The sequence below is a fragment of the Sphingopyxis terrae subsp. terrae NBRC 15098 genome (assembly GCF_001610975.1).
GTDB lineage: Bacteria > Pseudomonadota > Alphaproteobacteria > Sphingomonadales > Sphingomonadaceae > Sphingopyxis > Sphingopyxis terrae_A.
The window spans coordinates 359,162-377,081 of record NZ_CP013342.1; the positions used below are offsets into that span (position 1 = coordinate 359,162).

Annotated in this window: 14 protein-coding genes; 8 read left to right on the plus strand and 6 right to left on the minus strand. The window is 63.3% G+C overall.

Translation table 11 applies throughout. The features are described 5' to 3' along the window. Window positions 1-8: 8 nt before the first annotated feature. Together AOA14_RS01705 and AOA14_RS01710 are read left to right on the plus strand one after the other, a co-directional pair. Window positions 9-3,074: a TonB-dependent receptor domain-containing protein gene (locus AOA14_RS01705; RefSeq protein ID WP_062900522.1), complete on the plus strand. Its 3,066-nt coding sequence runs from the start codon at window positions 9-11 to the stop codon at window positions 3,072-3,074. Between the two features lie 4 nt (window positions 3,075-3,078). Beyond that, window positions 3,079-4,281 carry a M14 family metallopeptidase gene (locus tag AOA14_RS01710; protein WP_062900523.1) on the plus strand — a complete coding sequence of 401 codons (1,203 nt, stop codon included), beginning with the start codon at window positions 3,079-3,081 and terminating at the stop codon, window positions 4,279-4,281. A 76-nt stretch (window positions 4,282-4,357) separates the two neighbouring features. Here AOA14_RS01710 and AOA14_RS01715 read toward each other — a convergent pair whose 3' ends face one another. Beyond that, the gene (locus AOA14_RS01715) at window positions 4,358-4,537 is read right to left on the minus strand and encodes a hypothetical protein (protein ID WP_062900524.1); all 180 of its coding nucleotides are present in this window, start codon (window positions 4,535-4,537) and stop codon (window positions 4,358-4,360) included. Between the two features lie 272 nt (window positions 4,538-4,809). Between AOA14_RS01715 and AOA14_RS01720 the strand changes: the two genes are divergently transcribed. Continuing rightward, window positions 4,810-5,625, plus strand: a complete 816-nt coding sequence (locus AOA14_RS01720) for a hypothetical protein (RefSeq protein ID WP_234178577.1) — start codon at window positions 4,810-4,812, stop codon at window positions 5,623-5,625. 16 nt (window positions 5,626-5,641) lie between these two features. Here the strand turns inward: AOA14_RS01720 and AOA14_RS01725 are convergent, their stop codons facing one another. Then, the gene (locus tag AOA14_RS01725) at window positions 5,642-6,475 is read right to left on the minus strand and encodes a TauD/TfdA dioxygenase family protein (protein WP_062900526.1); all 834 of its coding nucleotides are present in this window, start codon (window positions 6,473-6,475) and stop codon (window positions 5,642-5,644) included. 75 nt (window positions 6,476-6,550) lie between these two features. Here AOA14_RS01725 and AOA14_RS01730 point away from each other — a divergent pair, with 75 nt between their 5' ends. Further along, complete coding sequence (locus tag AOA14_RS01730; RefSeq protein ID WP_062900527.1) at window positions 6,551-7,201, plus strand: Crp/Fnr family transcriptional regulator; 651 nt, start codon at window positions 6,551-6,553, stop codon at window positions 7,199-7,201. A gap of 67 nt (window positions 7,202-7,268) precedes the next feature. Here AOA14_RS01730 and AOA14_RS01735 read toward each other — a convergent pair whose 3' ends face one another. Further along, complete coding sequence (locus AOA14_RS01735; RefSeq protein ID WP_082819786.1) at window positions 7,269-10,514, minus strand: TonB-dependent receptor; 3,246 nt, start codon at window positions 10,512-10,514, stop codon at window positions 7,269-7,271. Window positions 10,515-10,857: 343 nt separating this feature from the next. Between AOA14_RS01735 and AOA14_RS01740 the strand changes: the two genes are divergently transcribed. Then, window positions 10,858-11,370: an RNA polymerase sigma factor gene (locus tag AOA14_RS01740; RefSeq protein WP_062900528.1), complete on the plus strand. Its 513-nt coding sequence runs from the start codon at window positions 10,858-10,860 to the stop codon at window positions 11,368-11,370. Further along, a complete protein-coding gene (locus AOA14_RS01745; RefSeq protein WP_062900529.1) occupies window positions 11,367-12,362 on the plus strand; it encodes a FecR family protein in 996 nt (331 codons plus the stop codon). The genes AOA14_RS01740 and AOA14_RS01745 overlap by 4 nt, the downstream gene beginning before the upstream one ends. A 16-nt stretch (window positions 12,363-12,378) precedes the next feature. On the opposite strand, the gene AOA14_RS01750 is transcribed toward AOA14_RS01745, so the two are convergent. Next, window positions 12,379-13,014: a TetR/AcrR family transcriptional regulator gene (locus AOA14_RS01750; protein WP_238929710.1), complete on the minus strand. Its 636-nt coding sequence runs from the start codon at window positions 13,012-13,014 to the stop codon at window positions 12,379-12,381. Window positions 13,015-13,191: 177 nt separating this feature from the next. Between AOA14_RS01750 and AOA14_RS01755 the strand changes: the two genes are divergently transcribed. Together AOA14_RS01755 and AOA14_RS01760 are read left to right on the plus strand one after the other, a co-directional pair. Then, on the plus strand, window positions 13,192-14,049 hold the full coding sequence (locus AOA14_RS01755) for a metal-dependent hydrolase (protein ID WP_062902957.1): 858 nt from the start codon (window positions 13,192-13,194) through the stop codon (window positions 14,047-14,049). Next, window positions 14,046-14,471, plus strand: a complete 426-nt coding sequence (locus AOA14_RS01760) for a DUF2147 domain-containing protein (protein WP_062900531.1) — start codon at window positions 14,046-14,048, stop codon at window positions 14,469-14,471. The genes AOA14_RS01755 and AOA14_RS01760 overlap by 4 nt, the downstream gene beginning before the upstream one ends. 32 nt (window positions 14,472-14,503) lie before the next feature. Here the strand turns inward: AOA14_RS01760 and AOA14_RS01765 are convergent, their stop codons facing one another. Further along, window positions 14,504-15,442 (minus strand): winged helix-turn-helix transcriptional regulator, encoded by a 939-nt coding sequence (locus tag AOA14_RS01765; RefSeq protein ID WP_062900532.1) that lies wholly within the window; start codon window positions 15,440-15,442, stop codon window positions 14,504-14,506. Window positions 15,443-15,542: 100 nt separating this feature from the next. Further along, window positions 15,543-17,828, minus strand: a complete 2,286-nt coding sequence (locus tag AOA14_RS01770; protein ID WP_238929711.1) for a TonB-dependent receptor — start codon at window positions 17,826-17,828, stop codon at window positions 15,543-15,545. Between the last annotated feature and the right edge of the window lie 92 nt (window positions 17,829-17,920).

The window sequence follows — 17,920 nt, forward strand, 5'->3', positions numbered from 1 at the left end:
AAATATCCATGCGTGCAATCACCATCGCAAAGCTGGCGCTACTCTGCGGACCGAGCTTGCTTGCGGCGACCGTCGCACAGGCACAGGAACCGCTCACCGCCGAAACCGCGGCGGACCAGAGCGCCGACCAGCCGGCACCGCCCGCAGACGCGAATGAGGCGATCGTCGTTACCGGCTCGCAGATTCAGGGTGCGAAGATCAACGACGTCCTGCCCGTCACGGTGCTCGACGAAACGGCGATCGAAAACACCGGGGCGTCGTCGGGCGACGAGCTGTTCCGGGCGATCCCGCAGGCCGGCACCGTCGCGTTCAACGAACAGAATTCGTCGACCGTCAACAATGTCCGCGGCGACGTCGGCTCGATCAACCTGCGCGACCTCGGCACCGGCAACACGCTGCTGCTGATCAACGGCCGCCGGATGACGCTTCACCCCGGTTTCCAGACCGAACTGCTCGTGCCCGTGGTGAGCTCCGACACCAACGAAATCGCGCCAGGCAGCGTCAAGCGGCTCGAAGTGCTGCGCGACGGCGCGTCGGCGATCTATGGCGCGGACGCGGTGGCGGGCGTAATCAACACCGTCCTCAAGGGCGACATGAAGGGCGGCTTCCTCGAAGGCGACTGGCGCGCCTCCGACGGCACCAGCCTCTACAGCTACCAGATTTCAGGCGGCTATGGTTTCGACTTCGGCGGCGGACGCGGCAACCTGACCGTCTATGGCGGCTATTTTTATGAGAACGGGCTATCGAATGCCGCGCGCGACTATGCCGCGGACGATAATCGCCTGCCGCTGGTCGAAGGCACCGATTTCGAAGGCGACGCGTCGTTCAACAATCGCAACACCTTCGGTCCGTTCGGGCAATTCGACATCCAGGGCTCGTCGCCGTCGAGCCGGACGCCGATCGGCGACGATGATTTCTATCTCCAGCCGTCGAGCTTTCCCGGCTGCAAGATGGACTTCGGAGACGGCCTCTGCGCCCGGAACGGCACGACGCCGACCACGGACGTCCGCTACAACACGATCTACGGTAACAGCCTGATCAGCCAGAAGCGTCGCTACAATGCGATGGCGTTGCTGAGTTACGAACTCAGCAACAATGTCGAGGCCTATTTCGAAGGCAGCTTCTACCGGTCGGAAAACAACCGTCAGCTCGACGCTTCGGCCATCCTGAGCGCGGTGCCGGTCGGCATTTCGAAAAATGCCTATTGGAACCCGTTCGGCCCGGTCGGCAGTCCCAACCGCCTGCCCGGCACCACCATCGCCGCGAGCGGTGTGGATGTCATCATGGAGCGCTATCGCTTCGTCGATGTCGGCAATCGCGACGTATCGGTCGACAAGAATGTCTATCGTCTCGTCGGCGGGCTGCGCGGCAATATCGGCGCGTGGGACTTCGATACCGGCTTCGTCTATTCCGAAGCGAAGCTCAACGATGTGACGCGCAACCGCGTGTCGCTCACGCTGATGCAGAACCAGATCAACCTGACGACGCCCGACGCCTATAATCCCTTCAACGGCGGCTGCGTCACCTCCGATCCCGGCATCGGCGACTGCACGCCCAACCCCGACTCGTCGATCGATCCCTTCCGTATCGACGTCTACCGCAAGGGCGGTACCAGCCTCGCGCTCGGCGATTTCAAGATCAGCCGTAACGATCTGCTGTCGCTGCCGGGCGGCGATCTGGGTATCGCCGCGGGCGTCGAATGGCGCCGCGAAACCTTTTATGACGACCGCGATCCACGGCTCGACGGGACGATCACCTTCACCGACAGCGTGACCGGCGAAGTCAAGGGCAGCGACGTTGCGGGCACCAGCCCCTCGCCCGATACCAGCGGCTCGCGCGAAGTCTATTCGGCCTTCGCCGAACTGCTGGTGCCAGTCGTCAGCCCCGAAATGAATATCCCGCTGATCAACCGCTTCGATGTCCAGCTTGCCGGCCGCATCGAGCATTTCAAGGATATAGACGAAACCGCTGCGGTGCCGCGCATCGCCGCATCCTGGTCGGTCTTCTCCGGCGTGACCTTCCGCGGCGCCTGGTCGCGCGGTTTCCGCGCGCCCAATCTGGTGCAGGTCAATGACGCGGGAACGACGCGGTCGAACACGCGCGACGATTTCGTCCTGTGCCAGGCGCAGCTCGAGAAAGGGCTGATCTCCAGCCTCGGTTCCTGCACCGGCGCGGGCACCATCAGCTATCGTTCGGGAACCGAGAACCTTAAGCCCGAGGACAGCACCAGCATCAATCTGGGTATCGTGCTCGAACCGCGCTTCATCCCGGGGCTGACGCTGACCGCCGATTACTGGCGCGTCAAGCAGACCGGGCTGGTCGGTACGTTCGGCGATGACAATGCCATCGCGCTCGACCTGCTGCGCCGCCTGAACGGCAGCAGCAACCCCAACGTCATCCGCGCCGATCCGACCGCGGAGGACATTGCGCTGTTCACCGGCACCAGCCTCGCCCCCGCAGGCAAGATCACCCAGGTGCTCGACCCCTATCTCAACCTCGACAGCCGCGTCTCGAAGGGCTGGGACTTCGGCCTGTTCTACAAGGTCCCCGATTTCGGGATGGGCAAATTCCGCCTGAGCCTCAACGTCGCGCATCTGATGAGCTTCGTCCAGTCGGCGGGTCCCGACGGTCAGGAAATCATCGACGGCATCGCCTCGGGCGTCCTGCCGCTCGACGTTACTGTCGGCGGTCTGGGCGAACTGGTCGAGATCGAGGGTCGCCCGAAATGGCGCGCGACCGGCGCGATCAACTGGGGAAGCGGCCCGGTCGATATCGGCCTGTTCGGCCAATATACGGGCAAGGTATATGACACGAGCGTGATCCGCGACGTGCTGATCGATTCCGACGATCCGAATGCAAACTATTACCCGGTGCACGATCAGTTTACGCTGAACCTCTCGGTCGCCTACACGATAAAGAATGACACCCCGCTCGACGGCACCCGTTTGCGCTTCGCGATCAACAATCTGTTCAACGAAGATCCGCCGCTGGCTGACGAAGATTATGGCTTCTTCAGCAGCCTCTACACCGCGCGCGGCCGCGTCTTCCACGTCGAGTTGCGCAAGAAGTTCTAGCGCAATGCGACTGTCCAGCGCCCTGGCGCAGCGCGTCGCGCTTGCGCTGGTCATCGGAGGGACGGGGGCGTGCAGCGGCACACCCCCGCTTCCGCCGCCCCTCGCCGCCGCGACGGTCGAGCGCGGTTCGGGATGCACGACGAGCACGGTGCGGATCGACTTCGATTTCGACGAAGCGCCCGCATCGCGCTGCGTCATCCGGGGCGAGCGATCGTTCACGATATTGATCGGCCCCGAACATGCGCCGCCGATCAACCCGAGCCCCTGGTACGCCTTCCGCTACCGGGCGAGCGGGTCGGCGGACATTTCGGTCGAACTCGACTATCTTGGCGCGGCGCATCGCTATGCGCCCAAATTGACCGTAGGCGGCACCGCCACGCCCCTTTCCGCCAGCGTTGCGGCGGACGGGATGAGCGCCACGCTCTCGCTGCCCGCCGGCGAAGGGATCGTCAGTGGGCAGGAATTGTTCGGCAGCGACCGCTATGATGCGTTGCTCGACCGGCTTGCGGCGCTACCCGCAGCCGAGCGGCTGACACTTGGCGCGTCGCTCGACGGTCGGCTGCTATCGGCGGTCCACATCGGCGACACGAAGGCGCCGCGGCTCGTCGTCTTGATCGGACGCGCCCATCCGCCCGAAATTACCGGCGCGCTCGCGATGGATGCCTTTTTGCGCGCGCTCGCGGACGAGATCGCCGCGGGGCGCGTCGACACCGCAGCGACGCAATTCCTTATCCTGCCCTTGCTGAACCCCGACGGTGTCGCGCGGGGTCACTGGCGCGCGAACCGCGGCGGCGTCGACCTCAATCGCGACTGGGGCATCTTTTCGCAGCCCGAAACGCGCGCGGTCAAAACCTGGCTTGATCGCCTGCCCGCAGGCGTGCGCCCGGTCGCCATGGTCGATTTCCATTCGACGCAGCACAGCCTCTTCTATGTGCAGGGCGCCGACGAAACGACGCCCGCGGAGGAGGCGTTCCTTGCAGCATGGCTTGGCGGGAAGGAGAAGGCGCTGCCCGGCTATCCCTTCACGATCGAACGCCGCAACGCCAACCCCGGCTCGGGCACGTCGAAAAACTGGTTTCACGCGACCTATGGTATCCCCGCCTTTACCTATGAAGCCGGCGACGAGGCCGACCGCCCCGGAATCGATGCCGCCGGAGAGAAACTCGCACGCGCCTTTCTGAGCGCACTTCCGCTCCTCGCTCGATAATCTTCCGGCGCCGGACGCCGAAAGGCCGGTCCGCATCGGCGGACCGGCCTCGGCGACCGGGAACTGACGCTGGCGATCAGCCCTTGGTTGCGGCCTTCTTTTCGGCCTTCTTCATCTTTTGCGCGTGGTGCGTCGCCTTTTTCGCGGGCTTCGACGTCGCCGCCTTGGTCGGCGTCGCGTCAGCGGCGAAAGCCGAGCCGCTCACCATGGCGAGCGAAAGGACGGCGGCGGCAGCGAGTTTGCTATAGTTACGCATGAGACTTCCACTCCTTGACAGTTCAACCACCCGCAATCGGGGGCTGTCAGGGCGGCCGATCCGTTCCAGGGACGGGGGAAACGGTTCGGATCGGCCTTGCCCGACGACCGATCAATAGACCCGGGGCCCTGCCCAGCCGATGGCGGCGGGATTACAAGTTGGTCATCTGTCGGCGCGCTCAGGTCGCGGCGAGCGACCGCTTAGCGAGTAGCGCCCGCTGCGGGCTTGCAGGCACCCTTGTCAAAAATCGCCCTCCCGCCTATCGCTCGCGCGTGCCTCCCCGGCCCGCGACCAGCGCGCGCCGCCACCGAAGATTGCGTCCGCTGAACCCTGTTCCAGCCACTCCCTACGTCGAACAGCTCAGCATCGGGGCGGGGCGCCGGCTGTTCGCGATCGGCCTCGCTGTCCTGATTCCGGCGCTGCTGCTCCTGCTGCTTCTCACCACGGGCCTGGGATCGCTGCCCGACAAGCAGCAGGAACGGATCACCATGGTGAGCCTGGAAGCCGCCGAAGTCGCCGAGCAAGCACCCGAGTCCGCCAGCAAGGCGCGCGAACAGCAGAAGGAGGCGCCGACGCCGCCGGTGACGAGCCCCCCCGTTCCGGCGCCACCGCCCACCCCACTGCCGCCACAAGTCCCGCAGCCCGCGACGCCCCCGCAACCACCAGCGCCGCCAGCCACCCCGCCGACGAAACGCATCGGCGTCCGCCTCAACAGCGGGCAGTCCTTTGGCCCGCCAGACAGCGGCGGGTCGGCGGCATCGCGCGACACGCCGCGCGTGGGGAGCGCTCCAAACGGCGAGCCGCTTTATGCGGCGGCATGGTATCGCGAGCCGAGCCGCGACGAACTGCGCGGCTATCTGTCCACCGCCAGTGGGCCGGGATGGGGGCTGATCGCCTGTCGCACCGCCCCCGAGTTTCGCGTCGAGGATTGCGTCGGGCTCGACGAATATCCGCAAGGATCGCAGATCAACCGCGCGGTGCTGGCGGCGGCGTGGCAATTCCGCGTGCGGCCGCCGCGGGTCGGCGGGCGCTCGATGGTCGGGGCCTGGGTCCGGATCAGGATCGATTACGGAATCGAACGACCCTAGGGTCTGGCCCCATAAATCAGGCGAGCGGTTCGCCCGAAATGGTGATGCGGTGCATCAGGCGGCGATGGCCGTGATAATCATTCATCGCATAATGCCAGGTCGACCGGTTGTCCCAGATTGCCAGCGATCCGGGCGCCCATTGGACGCGGCAATGAAACTGCTCCTGCATCGCGACCTGATAGAGATAGGTGAGCAGCGGCACGCTCTCCTCGCGCGTCCAGCCGTCGAAATGCAGCGTGAAGGCCGGATTTACGTACAGGATCTCGCGCCCGCTTTGCGGGTGCCGGATCACCACCGCATGCACCGCGCGCGTTCGTTCCTCATGCCCCTTCAGGTCGACACCCTGATCGGTCTTCGAATAGAGGCCATCGGCGCTGTAGATATGATCGGCCGAGTGGACGGCGCGAAGCGTCCGCAACATGTCCTTCAGGCCCGGTGACAACGAATCGAAAGCCGCGCCCATCCCCGCGAACAATGTATCGCCGCCGCTGGGCGGAGTTTCGCGGGCGAGCAGGATGGAGCCCATTGCGGGGATCTGGTCATAGCTGTGATCGGTGTGCCACCCGCCGCCGATATTGGTCTGCTGGCTCTCCGACTTGCGGACCTCCGCAATTTCCGGGTGCCCGCCATTTGCAGGGAAATATTTGTTGATGTCGATCTCGCCCCAGCGGCGGGCGAAAGCGATATGCTGTTCGGGGGTGAGCGTCTGATCGCGCACGAAGAGGACGCCGTGCTCGGCGACGGCCTGCCGCAGAAGCCCGATATCCTGCTCGTCGAGATGGTTCAAATCGATCCCGGTCGCTTCGACACCGACGTGCGGCGACAGGGGGTGCATCTGTATCGACGTCATGGAACTCTCCCGCATTATCCCGGCGACGATAGCGCAAACGCTGGCATTCAAATGCCACCTTCGTTACAATTCTTCATGACGATCGGCGATCAGCTCCGGCAATGCAGATGGTTTTGCCGCTGCGATCCTGCGGTGCAGCAGGCGATCGCCGCCGATGGCCGGCTGGCAACGCTCGCGCGCGGGCAATGGGTCTATGGCGAGGGGGACATGGCGACCGGCATCGTCATCGTGCTCGACGGGATGCTGCGCCTCGAAGCCGCGGCGGGGGAAAAGATCGTGCTGGTCGGCATCGCCCGCGCCGGCGACGCCTTCGGTCAGTCGCGCCAGATAGGCGGCGGTCCGCGTATCGTGACCGCGATCGCCAGCCGGCCGAGCCGCGTCCTGACGATCAGCGACACGATGCTCGACCGGATCGGGCATCGCCTCCCCGCGCTCTGGAAGGCGACGAGCGAACTGGTGTACGGGCAACTCGACGCCAGCGTGCACGGGCTGGCGCAGATGCTGTCGCTGAGGCCCCGCGGACGCATCGCCGCGCGGCTCCTGACCTTCGCGCGTGACGCCGAGGTACCGCTCAGCCAATCGGATCTGGCCGAACTCTGCGGCCTGTCGCGCAAGGTCGTGAGCGCTCATCTTGCCGCGCTTGAGCAAGCGGGCGCGATCCGGCGCGGCTATCGCACCATCCGCCTGCGCGACATGGCTCAGTTAAGCCGTCTGGTCGGTGCTTAGCAGACCCGAATCCCAAAAAAGAAGGGCGCGCCCGAAGACGCGCCCGAGGCGGAGCGGCCGTGCCGGATCAGAACCGCTTGGTGACGTTGAATCCGATGATCCGGGGGTCGAGCGTGAAGATATTCGCGCTCAGCCCGGTGTCGTCGCTGTTGGTAAAGGTGTTTGTGATCGGCGTGTCGTTGAACAGATTCTTGACATAGAGTTGCACTGCGAACTGCGATTTCGGTCGCTCGATCGTGATCGCCAAATTGGCGTTGTCCCAGGCGCGAAGCCGATCATATTCGGTGTTGTATATGCGCGCATAGCTTTTCGCCTGGCGATAATAGTCGCCGCGCAGCGTGACATTCCATTCGCCGGCAAAGACCGTGTATTGCGCGCCGATATTGAAGGTATAGCGCGGTGAATTGGGAAGTTCTTTTCCGCTGAGGTCCGCATAAAAGCCGCGCCCGCCATTCGGCGCGTCGATCAGCGGGTCATAGGTAAAGCCAAGGAACTGGTCCCAGCGCAAATTTGTCTCGACATTCGGGTTGAAGCTGCCGTAGCGCGCCGACCCCGCACAAAGCGCCGAGAGCATGAAGTCCCCGAGCCCGCCCGGCCCCGCAAAGAAGGATGAGAGGATCGCCTCGACCTTGTCCTTGGGCGCGATGCAGTTCGACGGCACACCGAGCTGTGGACGCACGACGACCCAGTCGGGATTGCCCTGCGTTCGGTTCATCACGTCGATCGACTGCTCCCCCTTGCCGATCCGCGTGCGCAGATAGCCGAAGTTGGAATCGACACGGAAGTTGCGCGAAGGCTGCCACGCCGCTTCAAGCTCGAGTCCCCAGGTCGTCGCGTCGAAATTTTCGTTGAGCGAGATGCGATCGACGATCTGAGAGACCTGATAGTCCTTGTATAGATTGAGGAATGCGGTCGCGTTGAGCATGACCTTGCCGCCGGCGAGACTGTTCTTCATCCCGATCTCGAACGCATTGACATATTCGGGCTCGAAGGTTTCGGCGAGCGGCTGGTACTGGATTACCTTCGGGTCGATGTCGACGCGTGGCGGATTGGAGCCCCCACCCTTGTAACCACGCGAATAGGACGCATAGACCAGCGTGTCGTCGGTGAACGACGTCTGCGGCGACCAATCGACGACAAGACGACCGGTGAAGGCATTCCATTCCTGGTTGATCGGCGGAAGGGCCGGATAGCCGCGACTTACGCGGCCGCCGCTCGAGGGGCCGCTTTCGGTTCCGAATTTGAACCCACCGAGCAAAAGCTGGCTCGGAATCGGGGTCGAACGCTTGCGGTCGTTGGTATAGCGCGCGCCGGCAGTGATCTTCACATCATCGGCGATCTGCCAATAGGTTTCTCCGAACAGCGCCCATGAGCGCGTCTGCACGACATTCTTGCTGCGGAAATAATTATGGCCCTCGCCGTTGATCTGGTCGATCGGATTGGGATCGACATAGACGCATTCGCGAAATTCGTTGCCTGCATCGCAATTGCGGGTGCCCGTCCCGATCTCGCCGGGCGCATCCTCGCGATTGTAGAAATATTCGGCGAGCAGGCTGAACAGGTTGCTGAACACATAATAGTCGTCCTGCGATTTGAAGTTCAGCGCATTCGCTCCCACGCTAAAGTTGAAGGGGCCGCTGAAATCGGACTGAAGCCGGAGTTCCTGCGTCCACTGACTGTTCCGCGACTGGCTGACGTCGACGGCGAGCATCCGGTCGGATGGACCAAGCTGCGGATCGGTGTAGACGCCGCCGGGCGTCGGCCCCGGTATGTTGTTCGGTCTGCCGAGCACGTCGACGAGCCGCGGGTCCAGTGAATCAGCGAAGACCGGAGCAGAGACGAAGCGGTTGTAATCCTGCGACGAATAATAGCGATCGCGCGCATAGGCGGTTTGCGACACCAGCTTGAGATCGCCGAGACCGGCCTCCAGATTGAGCTGGAAGACGTCGTTTTTGGCGCGAAATACAGGATCGTAGCTTGTCGAAATTTCGCGCAGATTGCGCGATTGATTGATCCCTGCGTAGGGATCGGACAAATTGTTGACGATCGGCACCGGCGCCAGGCCCAAGACGGGATCGGGCAGCAGCCCGACGTCGATCAATCCCGCTGTGTAATAAAAGGCAAAGCTGGTCGCGTTCGGTGCGCCAAAGGCAGCCTCGCTGTAGAGCGATCCCGGAAGGCACCCCTGGCTCAGCTTGCCGCGAAGATGATCGGGAACCGGGGTATCGCCGACCATTTCGGGGCCGGGATCGCGGGTGCAAAGCTGCTTGCCAGTCCGCGATCGCCGATCCTTCTCCTGGAAATGCTGCCAGACGAAATTCGCCTTCAGGTTATCGCTCGGCTCCCACTGCGCCGACAGGCGCGTCGACCACAGATCGCGGTCGTTGACGTGACGATTGGTAAAGCTGTTGTAGTCGAAGCCTTCGCGCTTCGTCATGGCCGCGGCGCCGCGGATCGCGAACCGGTCGCCCAGCGGGATGTTCAGCATCCCGTTGAGGCGCATCGTCCCAAAGCTGCCCACCTCGGCCTTCGCCAGACCCTCGAAGCTGTATTTCGGCATTGCGGTGATAATATTGACGACGCCTCCCGTTGCGTTGCGGCCATAGAGGGTACCCTGTGGGCCGCGCAGCACCTCGACGCGTTCAAGGTCGAAAAACTCCTGTTCGAACAATCGATTGCGGATCAGCGGCGTATTGTTGAAGCTTACCGCGACGGCCGGGTCGCTCGACGCGGATATCGCTTTGGTCCCGATCCCGCGGATCGTGAAATCATAGCCCGAAAAATTGCTCTTCGAAAAATTGACGTTGGGCACCGCGCGAACGAGTTCGGCCCCTCCTTCGACCTTCTTGTCGTCGAGTGCCCGCGGCGTGAAGGCACTGATCGCAATCGGAACGTCGATGATCTTTTCCGCACGCTTCTGGGCGGTGACGATGATTTCATTGTCGCCGTCGGTCACCGCCGCGGCGGTCGGGGTCTCGTTTCCCACAGGCTGCACGACGAAAATATTGCCCTCACGGCGATAGCCCAGCCCGGTTCCGCGGAGCAGCACGCGCAACGCGGTTTCGGGATCGGACCGGTCGCTATATCCGCCGCTGCGCTTGCCGTTGACGATCATAGCGTCGGCCATGATTGTCATGCCGCTCTGTAACCCGAAATCCCGCAGCGCGCGGCCCAGCGGCTGGGCGGGAATCTTGTAGCTGGTCGCTTTGTCCTGTCCCTCGCGCGCCTGCGCCGTGCCGACCGATAGCGCGAGGCATCCGATGGCGACCCCGCTCAGAAAAATCTTGCGCAACCCACATGCCCGAAATTGCATGCTTCCTCTCCCTAGCCCATGTTCCGCGGGTCTTCCCGCTAGATGCGACGGAGTTCCCTCCCGTCATATGCTAGACGCCCATCCCCTTGTTTCGGGGGGATGAGTGCGTGATAATTTTCAACGATGTTAATGTTAACAACGCACCAACGCATGATAAAATTGTACAATTATGGTTATTTGCTCCCCCCTCTCTTCGCGCGCGGGCGTCTATCTTAACGAGCCTTGCCCCGGTTTGCCGGGTGAGGAGGAAAAATGGATTGGACCGATAGCTCAATGACGGCGATGAAGGCGATCAACGCGCAATGCCTTTGCGGGCGCCCCTGCCGAGCGGGCACGGTCTGACATGGGCGTGCCGCGCCCTGACCAGGACCTGGAGGCGTGGATGCACGCCTATGGTCCGGGATTGCGGCGCTATTTCCGGCGGCGGGTCAACGACGGGGACGTAGATGATCTGGTGCAGGACGTATTTCTGCGCCTGCAGGCGGCTCAGTTCGGAACGCCAGTGGAAAATGTCGAAGGCTATCTGTTCGCGACCGCGCGGAATGTGCTGATCAGCCGCTACCGCAAACAGGCGCGCAGCAGCGCGGTCCTCCAGGCGGCATGGGCGGACGGCGTCGAAGAGGCCGACCAGCTTTCGCCCGAACGCATTGCGATCGGCCAGGAGGAATATCGCCGCGTGGTGGCGGCGATCGTCAATTTGCCTCCACGGGCGCGACAGGCGTTCGAATTGCACCGGTTCGAACATCTGACCTATCAGGCGATTGCGCAGCGCATGGGGATCACCAAGGATTCGGTGAAGGAATTGATGCACCGCGCGCTGGTCAGGATTGCCGAAGAAATGGAGGCCGAACTGTGAGCGCCACCGACCATGGCAATCGCGCGGCCGCGCGTTCGGAAGCCGCGCATTGGCTGAACCTGCATCTTGCCGGCGACATGACGGTCGACGACGAACGCCGCTTTCACGAATGGCTCGATCATTCCGACTTGCATCGCGACGTCTATCGCCGGGTCGAACGGGCGTGGGCGCTTGCGGGCGCCGCTGCCGACGATCCCGCGTTCGCAGCGTCGCGCGCGGAGCCGGACATCGACGACAGACCGTCTTCACGCCCTATGGGCTGGTGGATGGCGATCGCGGCGTCGATCTTGCTTATGGTCGCCGCAGCTTTTTTGGCGCCGCCGCTGATGCGCGGCGAACCGGCGCAGCTTGCTCAGACATTCCGTACAGAAACCGGACAGCGCAGCACCGTCACCCTACCCGACGGGACGGTGGTAACGCTCGATTCCGAAACCGACATGCGGTTTCAGGAGCGCGGTGGCCGGCGCTTGGTCGAACTGATCGGCGGCCGGGCCTTTTTCCGGGTCGCGCACGACAAATCGCGTCCCTTCATCGTTCATGCGAACGGCAAGAGCGTTCGCGCCGTCGGCACAGCCTTCGAAGTCAGCCTCGATGGCGGCAATGTCGTCGTGGTTCTGGCCGAGGGTAAGGTGCGCGTCGAGGAGAGCGCCTCAGGGACCGGTGATGGCGCCGATATGGTCCCCGGTCGCAAGCTGACGATCGGGACCGATCGCAATTGGACCCTGCGGCGTGTCGATGTCAGCAAGGAAACGAGCTGGACCGAAGGTCGCCTCGTCTTCATGCAGGACCCGCTGGCCGAGGCGGTTGACCAGATGAACCGCTATTCAATCCGCAAGCTGACGTTCGCAAACGGCGTGGTGCCGGATCGCCGCATTGTCGGCGTGTTCGAGGCGGGCGACGTCGACGGGTTCGTCAAGGCCATGGAACTCAACGGCATTGCGCATCGCGTGTCGACATCCGACGATAGCATCCTGCTCGCGGCTGGCCCCTGACCCCTGGATACTGACCCTAGTCCTCGGCCAGCCCCAGAAAGCCGGGAGACAGGAACAGCGGCAGAAAGCGGGTGACGAGATCGCGCATCGCATCATCCTTCTGGCCCAGCATATCGCGTAGATAGGGGCCGATCACCGCATCGCCGAACGCGCTGACAGCTACCATCAGCACTGCGGCGCGGACGCGCTCGCGCGCGGCGGCATCCTTCGACTGACCGAGGATCGCGGTGACGAGCGAACCGACCGCTTCGCGGATCGGCTCGAGGCGGCCGACATCGCCCGACAGAACGATCCACGCCGCGAGCGGCCCGGCGCCGCCCTTGTCAAAGGCATCGAAAACATTATCGGTAATCGTGCGCGGCGCCGCATCGTCGGTTTCCAGCAGGTCGACGACATTATCCAGCGCGCCCGTCAGATCCTGGATCATCGATCCCATCAGCGCCGATTGCAGACCCGCCGCTGAACCGAAATGATGCAGCACATTGGCGTGCGACATGCCGATTGCTTCGCCGACGTTGGCAAGCGTCACGGCACCCGGACCGCCGTCGAGCAGCAGACGACGCGCCGCGGCCAGCCCTTCTTCGCGCACCTCCGCGCCCGATCGCTTGCGGCGTTTCGGGGCGGGCCGCGCCATCTTGTACATTCGCGCCATCGCTCTTTCCTCCACCTGCGGTCCACATGGCCTTAGACCAATGTACGCAAGCGAAACAGCCTTCCGATCGGCTTCCGAAAAAGCCGTTCTGAAACAGGATAGTAGCATCTCTTGCGAATGGCGAATATTTGCATTATAAACATTGATGTTAATGTTGATGATTCGCAGGAGCTGTTCATGACCCTCGATACGCCCACGCCTCCTGATCTCAGGATCGAGAAGCGCGACATGAAGTTCGGCCGCGAGCAGGCCCCGCCGCGCTGGTGGCACAGCGGCGACCCCGGTCGCACCGCCTTTTTCAACGCGCTGTCGTCCACCTTCCCTGTCGGCGAGAAATTCTTCATGACATCGGTCCGGCAGTATCGCGAAGGCACGCCGCAGCCGCTGCGCGGCCAGATCGACGATTTCATCTATCAGGAATCGATGCATTCGCGCGAACATGTCGTCTTCAATCGCCAGGCCGAAGATGTCGGTTACGACATCGCCCCACTCGAAGAACGCGCGCGCCGGACGATCGCATGGGCGAAACAGCGCCCGCCGCTCCAGCAATTGGCGGCAACCTGCGCACTCGAACATTTTACCGCGACGCTGGCGCATGACGCGCTCGCGAATCCCGGGCATCTGGGCGGCGCGAGCGAGGAAGCGCGGCGTTTGTGGCGGTGGCACGCGATCGAGGAAATCGAGCATAAGGCGGTCGCCTACGACACCTATCTTCATGCAACGCGTGACATGATGCCGCTGCGGCGCTGGTTGAAGCGCTGCGCCGTCATGGGCGTTACGACTTTGCGCTTTCACTATGTGATTTTCCGCAATACCGCAGATCTGTTGCGGCAGGACGGGCGCAACGACTGGACGACGTGGCGGCACTTGCTCGCCTATCTCTATGGAAGGCACGGCCTGATGCGGCATCTGCTCAAAGGTGTGGTCGGCTATATGCGGCCGGGCTTTCATCCCTGGCAGCACGACGACCGCCCCCTCCTGGCCGAAGCGCTCGCTTTGCTGAACGCGCCCGCGAGCCGGGAGCAGGCGGCATGAGCCGCCGCGCGATTGCGATGGGCCTCGCTGCCGCCGCCGCTCTTGCCCCCGCAAGCGCCATGGCTGCCGATCCCGTTGGGCTGTGGGCGACGGGCAGCGAAGGCGGACGGGTCGAAATCTATCGCTGCGGCGCGGCGCTATGCGGCAAGGTGGTCGATGCAAAGCGGCTGCGCGCCAATCCCGATCTGCGCGACGTGCGGAACGGCGATCCCAAGCTGCGCCAGCGTCGGTTGATGGGGCTGGTCGTGCTCCAGAATTTCAAGGGCGGCCCGTCCCAGTGGAAGGGCGGCCCCGTGTACGACCCCGAAACCGGCGACGGAGCGTCGCGCGGCGAACTGCGACTGCTCGGCAACGGCAAGCTGGAAGTGAAGGGCTGCCTCGCCTTTTTCTGTCGAACCAAGACGTGGACGCGGCTTAACTAGCGCGGCTGCGCATTACTATCGGCTCCGGACGCTCATTCGATCTCGAACGTCAGATTGTGGATGCCGATTTCGCCGTCGCAATGGTTGCAGGCAACGATCATCCGAAGGTCGTGGCCGCATGGCTTGTGCGTCAGGATCAGCGGCGGGCCGCGTTCGTCGGAAAACCAGCGGTCGCCCCACTGGAGCAGCGCCAGCAATACGGGATAAAGGTCGCGGCCCTTTTCGGTCAGCCGATATTCGACGCGGTCGGCGTGCGCCGAATAGGGAATGGTGCGCAATATGCCCTGCCGGATCAGCCGTTCGAGGCGGCCGGTCAGGATATTGGTCGCCATCAACGTGTCGCGCTGAATGTCATCGAAGCGGTTGATGCGCGTGAACATCGCGCGCACCACAAGCGTCGCCCATCGATCGCCGAACAATTCGATCATCGTGTCGACCAGCGGGCGCCCGCCCGGGCGGCGCGCCGTCACCGCGCCGTTGAAGCGCCGGCGTTCATAGTGCGGAACGACCTGGGCCAGCCCCGGCCCTTCGCGCCAGTCGACGTCGCGCGGGTCGATTTCCTTCCGGCAATGGGCGCATATCGGCGTCGGCTCGGTTTCCGCGCCGCACGCGCTGTGCCGCAGACGAACGCGAAAGTCGCGGCTTGCGGCTTCCCAGCGATGCTGCCAGCGCAGCATCATCAAGGCGTTGGGAAACTGGTCGCGCCCCTTCTCGGTCAGCGCATAATAGGAACCGCGCCCTTCCTTCTTCGGCCGTTTGGCAAGGCAGTCCTCGTCGACCAGCTTGCGCAGCCGTCCGCTGACGACCGATCGCGCGAGCCCGGTCCGCGCCACGAATTCGTCGAAGCCATGGGTGCCGAGAAAGGCCTGCTCCATGATGAGCAGCACCGGAACGTCGCCGACGACATCGAGCGCGCGCCAGATCGAACAGGCGCGGATGGTGCGATCTTCTTTCACGGCTGATGCGTCCATTGCTGGGCCCGCCCTACTCCGCGGAACAGCACGCGACAAGGCCGGTCCGACGGAAGATGGGCGGTGCCCGCGCCCATGCTTCCGTCGGGGGAGAGCTGGTTCAAAAGCGCCCCGTAACCTGCACCGCAATCGTTCGCGGCCGATCGACGATCCCGTTATAGGCATTGCCCGCCCCGCCCGTAATCGTCGTCGCAAGCGGCATCGCGCTGCCGGTCTGAAGGATCCGCTGGTCGGTCAGATTGCGGCCGATCAGCGCCACTTCCCAGCGATTGTCGATCTGTCCCAAGCCGATGCGGGCGCCAAGCTTCGCATAGCTGCCCTGATAGGTCCGCGGGTCGAGGTTCGCCGCCGCGATATAGGAGGAGGAAAAGTCGGCGTTGACGTTGAATGACAGCTTGAGGTCGCTGCCGACCGGCGTCCAGTAATCGACATTGAGATTACCCGACCATTTCGGACTCAGCGCGTTACGCTTGCCGCTATAGTCGCAGAAGCCACCCGGTCCCGGCGTCTGCAGATAATAGCATTGGCCGTCGGTGAAGTTGGTGAATTTGAAATCGAGATAGGCGATCGCGCCGCTGATGGTCAGGCCTTCGGCGAGCGCCGCGCGAAAATCCGCTTCGATCCCCTGCGTCCGCGCCGCCGCCGCATTGCGGACGTTGAAGTTGAGCGTCCCGTCGAAGATGTTGACCTGCAGATCCTTGTATTTGGTGCGATAGAAGGACAGGTTGAAGGCGACGTCGCGGCCCTTGTATTTCAGCCCCGCTTCGAAATTGTCGGCGCTTTCGTCCTGGAATTCGAACGCGCCGGGCTTGGCGACCGTGGTCGACGTCGGCAGCGAGTTCGACCGGATGTCGAAGCCGCCAGCCTTGGTTCCGCGCGCGTAGGACGCGTAGAGCATCAGGTCGTCGGTCGCGTCGAACTGGACGTTGACCATCGGATTGAAGCTGTCCTCGCTCAGCTTGCCGGCGATGCTGTGCGCCTCGATGTTGAGCGCGCGGAACACCGCAGCGACGACGGCAGCGGGCGCGGTGCTGAGCGGGCCTTGCACGATGGCGAGCGATCGGCGGCCGCTCTTCTTCTCATGGTTGAAGCGCGCGCCGGCGGTAACGCGAAGCTGGTCGGTCAGCGACAATTCGCCTTGCGCAAAGGCCGATATCAAGTCCGACGTCTGGCTGTAGTCGCGGTCGTTGCGCGTGTCACCGAGCGCGTTGAACGGTGCGCCCAGCCCCAGGAAGGTCGGATTGAAGAGGGTGAAATCCTGAACGTCCAGCTTGGCGTGCTGATAATAGACCCCGCCGATATAGTTGAACGCCTCGCCGCCGGGCGAGGTCAGGCGGAGCTCTTGCGAAAACTGCCGATAATCCTCGCGCAAATTCGTACCGTCGAGAAAGCTGATCCCCGAAAAGTCGACATCGACGATCTCGCGCGTCTTATAGTCGAGCAGCGACGTGACCGAGGTCAGCGTGTGCTCGCCGATTTCCAGATCGGCGTTCAGCGTCGCCCCGAACACCTTGTTGCGGCTTTCATAGCCATTATCCTCGCGCACATAGTCGGGGACGGTGCTGACGAAGAAGGGGCCCTGGAAGACCGCATTGTAATTCCCGACCGCGCCGAACACGTCGCGTGGCTGGCCCTTCATCGCGAAGTCTGCATATTCGAGCTTCAGTTCGGCCGCGAGCGGCCCGCCCTTGTCGAACTCCACCTTGCCGCGGACATAATATTCATCGACGTTGGGCTCGTTGCGCTTCAATTTCTGGTTGTAGAAATATCCGTCCATCGAGCGATGATAGCCAACCACGCGCGCTTCGATGCCGTCGCTCAGCGGCCCCGACAGAACGCCGGTCAGCTGCAGTTCCTTGTGATTGAATTCATAGAGGCCGCTCACCGTCCCCTCGAATTCGTCGGTCGGGCTGCGTGTCGTGATATTGACCGCCCCTGCGATTGCATTCTTGCCGAACAGCGTCGGTTGGGGGCCTCGCAAAACCTCGACCCGCTCCATATCGACGAGCGGCAGGCGCGAAAGCTGGTCGCGTCCATAATAGACGCCATCGACGAACATCGCGACCGACTGTTCGAACCCCTTGTTGTCGCCCGAGGCGATGCCGCGGATCGCGATGCGATTGGCGATCGCGGTCTGGGTGATCTTAAGATTCGGCACCGACGAACTGATCTGCTCAAGGTTGGTCTGCCCATAGCTTTCGACCTGCTTGCCGCTGACCGCGGAAATCGAGATCGGCACATCGGACAAGCCCTCGGCGCGCTTCTGGGCAGTAACGATGATGTCGTCGAGGCCGCCCTGGCTTTCGGCGGGGGCCTCCTGCGCGAACGCAGCCGCGGGACCGGCAAGCGCCGACGCAGCCAACAGCATGGCAAGTGAATGCTTCATGATTCTCCCTCTCCCCACTGCCGGCGACGGGCCGGCATGTTTTGCTTGCAAATGCCTCTTGAACGGGCATAAGTTCTGTTACGCAAGTTAGT

Excerpts from the sequence above, each read along its gene's own strand:
- AOA14_RS01705 (WP_062900522.1), top strand. The coding sequence starts at position 9 with ATGCGTGCAATCACCATCGCAAAGCTGGCGCTACTCTGCGGACCGAGC.
- AOA14_RS01710 (WP_062900523.1), top strand. The coding sequence starts at position 3,079 with ATGCGACTGTCCAGCGCCCTGGCGCAGCGCGTCGCGCTTGCGCTGGTC.
- AOA14_RS01715 (WP_062900524.1), bottom strand. The coding sequence starts at position 4,537 with ATGCGTAACTATAGCAAACTCGCTGCCGCCGCCGTCCTTTCGCTCGCC.
- AOA14_RS01725 (WP_062900526.1), bottom strand. The coding sequence starts at position 6,475 with ATGACGTCGATACAGATGCACCCCCTGTCGCCGCACGTCGGTGTCGAA.
- AOA14_RS01730 (WP_062900527.1), top strand. The coding sequence starts at position 6,551 with ATGACGATCGGCGATCAGCTCCGGCAATGCAGATGGTTTTGCCGCTGC.
- AOA14_RS01735 (WP_082819786.1), bottom strand. The coding sequence starts at position 10,514 with ATGCAATTTCGGGCATGTGGGTTGCGCAAGATTTTTCTGAGCGGGGTC.
- AOA14_RS01740 (WP_062900528.1), top strand. The coding sequence starts at position 10,858 with ATGGGCGTGCCGCGCCCTGACCAGGACCTGGAGGCGTGGATGCACGCC.
- AOA14_RS01750 (WP_238929710.1), bottom strand. The coding sequence starts at position 13,014 with ATGGCGCGAATGTACAAGATGGCGCGGCCCGCCCCGAAACGCCGCAAG.
- AOA14_RS01755 (WP_062902957.1), top strand. The coding sequence starts at position 13,192 with ATGACCCTCGATACGCCCACGCCTCCTGATCTCAGGATCGAGAAGCGC.
- AOA14_RS01760 (WP_062900531.1), top strand. The coding sequence starts at position 14,046 with ATGAGCCGCCGCGCGATTGCGATGGGCCTCGCTGCCGCCGCCGCTCTT.
- AOA14_RS01765 (WP_062900532.1), bottom strand. The coding sequence starts at position 15,442 with ATGGACGCATCAGCCGTGAAAGAAGATCGCACCATCCGCGCCTGTTCG.
- AOA14_RS01770 (WP_238929711.1), bottom strand. The coding sequence starts at position 17,828 with ATGAAGCATTCACTTGCCATGCTGTTGGCTGCGTCGGCGCTTGCCGGT.